The sequence below is a fragment of the Streptacidiphilus sp. EB129 genome (genome assembly GCF_041262645.1).
In the GTDB taxonomy this organism is placed as follows: domain Bacteria; phylum Actinomycetota; class Actinomycetes; order Streptomycetales; family Streptomycetaceae; genus Streptacidiphilus.
Window position 1 is genome coordinate 33,770 of sequence record NZ_JBGCCS010000050.1, and the last position, 6,323, is coordinate 40,092.

Genomic DNA, 6,323 nt, shown 5'->3' on the forward strand with positions numbered 1-6,323 from the left:
ACGAACCGGCCCAGCCCGGCGGCGCAGGCCGGCGGCACCGGCGCGGCGCAGCTCAGCTACCGCAGCTCAGGCCCGGCGCAGCCCAGCGGCACCAGTGCGGCATGGCTCAGGCCCGGCGGGTCAGGCCCCCGCGGCGCAGCCTCAGGCGGCGCGTTCCAGGACCGGCTGGTGCGCGGCGGCCGTGCCCCGGCGGCGGCGGCCGAACAGCGACGGCAGCCGCGGCGCGCTGATGAACCCCTCCGCGCAGGCGTTGACCAGTGAGATCCGCGGCAGGTCCCGGGTCCGCTCGAACAGCACGTAGCGCGGCTCCCACTGCGGCCGGTACTTGGCGTTCGCCCGGTAGAGCGACTCGATCTGCCACCAGCGCGAGAAGAACACCAGCACCGAGCGCCAGGCCCGCAGGAACGGTCCCGCGCCGAGCTTGGAGCCGCGCTCGAACACCGCCCGGAACACCGCGAAGTTCAGCGACACCCGCTTGATCCCCAGCTGGTCCGCGCCCTGCAGCAGCTCGATCACCATGAACTCCAGCAGCCCGTTGTCGGACTCCCGGTCCCGCCGCATCAGGTCCAGCGACAGCCCCTCCACGCCCCAGGGGACGAAGCTCAGCAGGGCCCGCAGTTCGCCGTCGCCGTCCCGGCACTCCAGCATCACGCACTGGCCGTCGGCGGGGTCCCCGAGCCGGCCCAGGGCCATCGAGAAGCCGCGCTCGGTCTGGCCGTCCCGCCACTGGTCGGCGCGCCGCACCAGGGTCTCCATCTCGGCCTCGCCGATGTCCGCGTGCCGGCGCAGCAGCACGTTGTACCCGGCGCGGCGGACCTTGTTGTGCGCCTGCCGCACGCCCCGCATGGAGCGTCCCTCCAGGGTGAAGTCGGCGACCTCGACGATCGCCTCGTCCCCGAGCTCCAGCGCGTCCAGCCCGTGCCGGGCGTAGACGATGCCGCCCTCCTCGCTGGCCCCGGTGACGGCCGGCACCCAGGCGTGCTCACGCGCCTGCCGCAGCCAGGCCTCGATCGCCCCCGGCCACGCCTCGACGTCGCCGATGGGGTCCCCGGAGGCCAGCGAGACCCCGCCGAGCACCCGGTAGGTGATCGCGGCCTTGCCGGACGGCGAGAAGATCACCGACTTGTCCCGGCGCAACGCGAAGTAGCCCAGCGAGTCGCGCTCGCCGTGCCGCTCCAGCAGGACCCGCAGCCGCTGCTCGTCCTCGGCGCCCAGGAACTCCCTGCCCTTGGGCGAGCGGAACAGCGCGTAGAGCACCAGCAGCAGCACACCCAGGATCAGCACGTTGATCGACACGTCGACCCAGCGCGGCACGTCGATGTAGAGGTCCTGGGAGCTGCTGAAACCCAGAGTGACCGCGCGCAGCAGCACATAGTGCACCCGGTCGCCCAGGGTCGCCCCGGCCTCGGTGTTGGTCGCGCCCACCAGCAGCGTGCCCAGCAGCAGGCTCACCGCACCGCCGCCGACCAGCACCACGGCGGCCAGCCGCGGGTTGGCCTGGTCGCCCTTGGCCCGGAACTCCCGGCGGCCGACCAGCATGGCCAGCACCACCAGCAGCGTCACCACGCCGGTGCCCCAGTTGAAAGCGTGCGCCCTGACCTGCTGGCGGGTCGCCAGCGCGACCACCAGGTCGGCCAGCAGCAGCGAACAGAACACCAGGTTGGCGACCCAGGCGGCGCGCTTGTGACGGTTCATCATCACTGCCATCAGCAGCGCGAAGGCACCCGAGGTGAACCCGGCGGTGAGCAGGTAGGGCGTGTAGAAGTCACCCACGCTGTGGTGACGCACCTGCTCCCGGAAGGACACCGAAACGGCTCCGAGCAGGTTGAGGCAGCCCACCGCGCGCAGGTACCACACGACGGCACGGGCACTGGCACGCTGCGCCCTTGGCGCGGCTACGACTTCAGACATCTGCGACGGCTCCGGGACGGCAAGGGGCGGGAGCTGGTGGGGTGCTCCTCGGGCCAGCATTCAGCATGACGGACGGTGACCGGCCTGGAGTCCGACCAGGGTCGTGCCCGCCCCCCGCCGATCGGCGGGTTATGGTGCGGTGGGGCGGATTTCGTGCAGTGTCCGGAACCGTGGGGCTTTCAGTGTCGTCACACTGGTACTCCAGAGAACGCAGAGACGGCAAACACAGGGGGAACCATGAACGGCGGACCGCAGCAGGCACGCAAACGCATCCGCGCGGCCTCCGCGCTGACGGTACTCGCACTCGTCGCGCTCGGCCCCGTGACGGCCTGCTCCGCCCACCCCTCCTCGCCGAACACCCAGCCGGTGGGTCACACCGGCGCGGCGCCCTCCCCCAGCGGCCCGGCGGCGGGCACGCCGTACTCGCCCGCTCCGTCCGACCTCCACGGCGCACAGCCCCCGGCCGGCGGCCCGGCCCAGCTCGACCCGGTCGTCCAGCGGCTCGCGCCCTACCTGGAGCACCACTTCGGCAACACCTACGCCTCGGTCCTGGTCGACAGCCCCAACAACCAGCTGGTGGTCTTCCGCCTGCCGGACCCCCGGTTGGACGCCGCCGCCCGTACGATCGCCGGCCGGGTCCGGCTCACCTTCGTCACTTCGCGTTACTCCTATCTGCGCCAGCACCAGATCATCAGCCGGATCGAAGCCGACCGGAGCTACTGGCGTCAGCACGGCGTCACCGTCAGCGAGGTCAGCACCAGCAACGGCGTCCACTGCGCCGCGCTGGTCGGCATCACCGGGAAGGCCACCGCCGCGCAGCGCGCCTTCGACGCCCGCTACGGCGCGGGCGTCGCCAAGGTCAGCCAGATCGGCGCCGTCACCGCGATCTGACGGCGCGTCGGTCCGATGGCAAGCCGGCACACCGTCAACAGTCCGCCGCGGGAGGGGGTCAGGGGTGCCGCCCCTGACCCCCTCCCGCGTCCTCGTCACCCGGCGTCTCAGGTGTACTGGGCCCAGCTGGCCGGCTTCTGGCCGACGCCGAGAGTGCGCAGTTTCGTCAGCACCGCCGGGTCCTGGGCCTCCAGCCACTGCACCAGCTGACGGAACGACACCAGCCGCACATCGGGCTTGGCGGCGATCTCCCGCAGCGCCTGCTCGACGGACTTCATGTAGATGCCGCCGTTCCAGCTCTCGAAATGATTTCCGACGAAGTACGGGGCGCGATTGGTCGTGTACGCGCGGTTGAAGCCCGCCATGTACGCCTCGTACGACTGCTGCTGCCAGGTGGGCCGCTGCGCCGGGTTGCCGTTGATGCTGCCGGCGGACTGGTTCGCCAGCATGTTGTAGTCCATCGACAGCACCGAGAAGCTGTGGCCCGGGAAGGGGATCGACTGCAGCGGGAACTCCCAGAGCCCGCCCCGCATCACCGGCCAGACCTGGTTGCCGCCGGGCGAGCTGGCGTCGTACTTCCAGCCGAGCGACTTGGCCGTGGGCAGCAGCGCGTCCCGGCCCATCAGGCACGGGGTGCGGCCGCCGATCAGCTCCTTGGTGTAGTCGAACGGCAGCTCCGGCAGGTCGGTGAAGCCGGTGTTGGTACGCCAGTGCGTGACGAAGCTGACGGCCTGCTCGATCTCGCTGCGCCACTGCGCGGAGGTCCAGGTCCCCACGCCGGAGGTCTGGCTGCAGAAGTGGCCGTTGAAGTGCGTGCCGATCTCGTGCCCCTCCAGCCAGGCCGCGCCGACCTGTTGCAGGGTGGCCCGGATGTGCGCGTCCTTCAGGTAGCCGATGTCGGACGCACCGGGCTTGTGGCCCGGCGGGAGGTAGAGGTCCTTCTTGCTCTCCGGGAGCGTGTAGATGCCGGAGAGGAAGAACGTCATCGTGGCCTTGGTCTCCGCGGCCACCGACCGGAAGTGCGAGAACAGCTGCTTGCTGTCCTCCCCGGCGCCGTCCCAGGAGAACACCACGAACTGCGGCGGTCGTTGACCCGGCTCCAGCCGCTCGGCTGCAGGCTGGCGCGGCTGCGGCCCGGTGTCGGAGGTCGAGCCGTCCCCGATCAGAGTGCCACCGGTGGTCGTCGGCGTCGACGAGGGAGTGCCGGCCTGCGGTGCGCTCGACTGCCCCACCCGACCGTCGCCCGACGTGGATCTGGCCGTCCCGTCCGCGCAGGCGGTGACTCCGAGCGCTGTCGCCGCCGCGACAGCGCCGCCCGTCAGAACGTTCCTGCGGGACAGTGTGCCCATGGGGTGTCACCTGACCTTCCGGCTAGTGCGGTTGGGAGCGGCTGCGGCCCAAGCCCCGCCGACTGCGAGGCGGCCGACCTGCGGGCCCACCGGCTGTGTGGCCCGCCGACGGTGTACCCGTCGCCGCTGTTGCCCGTCGACGGGCTACCTGCCGACTGTGGGCCTGCTGAACGTGAAGACGACAAAAGCTGTGCATCCGGTTCGACCCACACTACGCACATTCGAGCCGTGCCCCACGCACCAACAGTCCCTTTTGCAACGCCCCCACAGCGTGGACACCAACCCACCCGGGGCGGGGCATCCCCTACGCTGCCCATCATGTCCACCGCACACACCGGTGCTGCCCGTGACTGACTGGGCCACCGTCTCCAACCTCGCCACGGCGGGCGGCACGCTGGTGCTCGCGTCCGCGACCTTCTCCTCCGTGCGCTCCGCGAACCGCTCCGCCCGCGCCGCCGAGCGCTCGGTCCAGGCCGCGCTGCGTCCGCTGCTGATCTCCTCGCGGGTCGAGGCTCCGGAGCAGAAGCTCTACTGGCAGGACGGCCACTGGGCGAAGCTGCCCGGCAGCGCCGGCTACCTCCGGCCGCACGAGGGCGCGCTCTACCTCGCCGCCTCGATCCGCAACGTCGGTCCGGGCCTCGGCGTGATCCACGGCTGGCGGCTCGCCGAACGTCCCCAGTACGCGGAGCACGACCACCCGCCGCTCGCGTCGTTCCGCCGCCAGGGCCGCGACCTCTACATAGCGCCGGGCGACACCAGCTTCTGGCACTCCGCGATCCGCGAGAGCACCGACCCGGACCACGCCCCGCTGCTGAGCCAGATCAAGGAACGCGACCGGATCAACATCGACCTGCTCTACGGCGACCACGAGGGCGGTCAACGCACCATCAGCCGTTTCTCGTTCATCGCCCGCAAGGAGAACGACTCGGACTGGTTCTGCCAGGTCGTCCGCCACTGGAGCGTGGACCGCCCCGATCCCCGCTGAGGCCCTTGGCCGAAGGTCAGGTCAGGTCGGTCAGCTGGCGCAGGGACTCGGCGGTCGCGAAGACGTCCGCCCTGCGCTCCTTGGCGTGCTCGACGAGATCCGCCAGAGCGAAGCTGTTGGGCAGCTGCTTGATGCCGGCCATCGCCAGGTAGGAACGGGTCAGCGTCGCGGCGTAGAACTCGTTCATCGGACTGTCGAGCGGCGGGCACACCGCGAGCGTGTGCAGCAGCGCGGCCGCCCGCCAGCAGATGTCGCGCGGTTCCTCGTCAGCGACCAGTACGACGTCGGTGGCATGGCGCGCTATCGCGGCGCTGATCCCCGAGGGATCCCAGACCGTCGGATCGGAGGGAAGGTGGTGTGCCAGGACGTTCCACGCCCACGCCTCGTCAGCCTTCACGCTCTCTTCCTTCACGCGCTCTTCCGCCCGAACCGCTCTTGAAAGTACGCCCAGTTCTCAGCCGTGTTGAACTCCGCCGCAGCATCCAGCGATCTCTGCCGGTCGGCGTCGAGCTCACGCTTGGCGACTTCGGTGACCAGAGCCGTGATCGTCGTGCCCTCGGCCGCCGCCCGCGCCGCCAGCCGGGCATGGAACTCCTCGTCCACCCGAATGGTGATGTGCTTCGACATGAGGTCAGCGTACAGCGCCCGTGCTGTACCGTGCACGGGCGCGGCAGATTCACTCAAAAGGAGTCCACGCCGAAGGCCTCGGCGATCCTCAACCAGGGCGCCGCCTCCTCGGCCCGCCCCTGACGCTGCAGGGTCCGACCCAGCATCAGATGGGCGTAGTGCTCCACCGGGTCCTGCTCGATCACCGCACGGAGCTCCTCCTCGGCGCGACGCAACTGCGCGGAGTGGTAGTAGCTGCGCGCCAGCAGCAACCTCGGCGCGACCTGCTCGGGCACCTCGTCGACGAGCCCCCGTAGGATCCGGGCGGCTTCGGCGTAGTCCTTCGCCTCGAAGAACATCCCGGCCCGACGCCACTTCTCCGCGCTGCTTTCCTTCACATCCTGGATCGGCACGACGACCGCGCTCCCTTCCGTTGTGGGTCCTGCGACGCCTTCAACATAGGTGAAGCTTCAACTATTCCAGCATGCAGAAAGGCCCCCTGACGCTGGGTCAGGGGGCCTTCTGTTAATGGTTGTTCGGCGGTGTCCTACTCTCCCACAGGGTCCCCCCTGCAGTACCAT

Annotated in this window: 7 protein-coding genes; 2 read left to right on the plus strand and 5 right to left on the minus strand. The window is 70.4% G+C overall.

The window, feature by feature from the left end; all coding sequences use genetic code 11:
- Positions 1 to 141: 141 nt before the first annotated feature.
- Complete coding sequence (locus ABH925_RS34135; protein ID WP_370154655.1) at positions 142 to 1,911, minus strand: phosphatidylglycerol lysyltransferase domain-containing protein; 1,770 nt, start codon at positions 1,909 to 1,911, stop codon at positions 142 to 144.
- Between the two features lie 237 nt (positions 1,912 to 2,148).
- Between ABH925_RS34135 and ABH925_RS34140 the strand changes: the two genes are divergently transcribed.
- Complete coding sequence (locus ABH925_RS34140) at positions 2,149 to 2,802, plus strand: hypothetical protein (RefSeq protein WP_370154658.1); 654 nt, start codon at positions 2,149 to 2,151, stop codon at positions 2,800 to 2,802.
- 107 nt (positions 2,803 to 2,909) lie between these two features.
- On the opposite strand, the gene ABH925_RS34145 is transcribed toward ABH925_RS34140, so the two are convergent.
- Positions 2,910 to 4,151, minus strand: coding sequence for a hypothetical protein (locus ABH925_RS34145; protein ID WP_370154661.1), 1,242 nt, complete (start codon positions 4,149 to 4,151; stop codon positions 2,910 to 2,912).
- A 346-nt stretch (positions 4,152 to 4,497) separates the two neighbouring features.
- On the opposite strand from ABH925_RS34145, the gene ABH925_RS34150 reads away from it, so the two are divergent.
- Entirely contained in the window at positions 4,498 to 5,136 is a 639-nt protein-coding gene (locus ABH925_RS34150) for a hypothetical protein (protein ID WP_370154664.1), read from the plus strand.
- A 16-nt stretch (positions 5,137 to 5,152) separates the two neighbouring features.
- Here ABH925_RS34150 and ABH925_RS34155 read toward each other — a convergent pair whose 3' ends face one another.
- The 3 genes from ABH925_RS34155 to ABH925_RS34165 are packed head-to-tail and all read right to left on the minus strand — an operon-like array spanning position 5,153 to position 6,101.
- Complete coding sequence (locus ABH925_RS34155; RefSeq protein ID WP_370154667.1) at positions 5,153 to 5,533, minus strand: hypothetical protein; 381 nt, start codon at positions 5,531 to 5,533, stop codon at positions 5,153 to 5,155.
- Positions 5,534 to 5,544: 11 nt separating this feature from the next.
- Positions 5,545 to 5,763, minus strand: a complete 219-nt coding sequence (locus ABH925_RS34160; protein ID WP_370154668.1) for a toxin-antitoxin system HicB family antitoxin — start codon at positions 5,761 to 5,763, stop codon at positions 5,545 to 5,547.
- Between the two features lie 53 nt (positions 5,764 to 5,816).
- Entirely contained in the window at positions 5,817 to 6,101 is a 285-nt protein-coding gene (locus ABH925_RS34165; protein ID WP_370154674.1) for a tetratricopeptide repeat protein, read from the minus strand.
- Positions 6,102 to 6,323 lie beyond the last annotated feature (222 nt).

Coding starts and splice junctions, on each gene's coding strand:
- ABH925_RS34165 (WP_370154674.1), bottom strand. CDS start 6,101: ATGTTCTTCGAGGCGAAGGACTACGCCGAAGCCGCCCGGATCCTACGG.
- ABH925_RS34145 (WP_370154661.1), bottom strand. CDS start 4,151: ATGGGCACACTGTCCCGCAGGAACGTTCTGACGGGCGGCGCTGTCGCG.
- ABH925_RS34140 (WP_370154658.1), top strand. CDS start 2,149: ATGAACGGCGGACCGCAGCAGGCACGCAAACGCATCCGCGCGGCCTCC.
- ABH925_RS34135 (WP_370154655.1), bottom strand. CDS start 1,911: ATGTCTGAAGTCGTAGCCGCGCCAAGGGCGCAGCGTGCCAGTGCCCGT.
- ABH925_RS34160 (WP_370154668.1), bottom strand. CDS start 5,763: ATGTCGAAGCACATCACCATTCGGGTGGACGAGGAGTTCCATGCCCGG.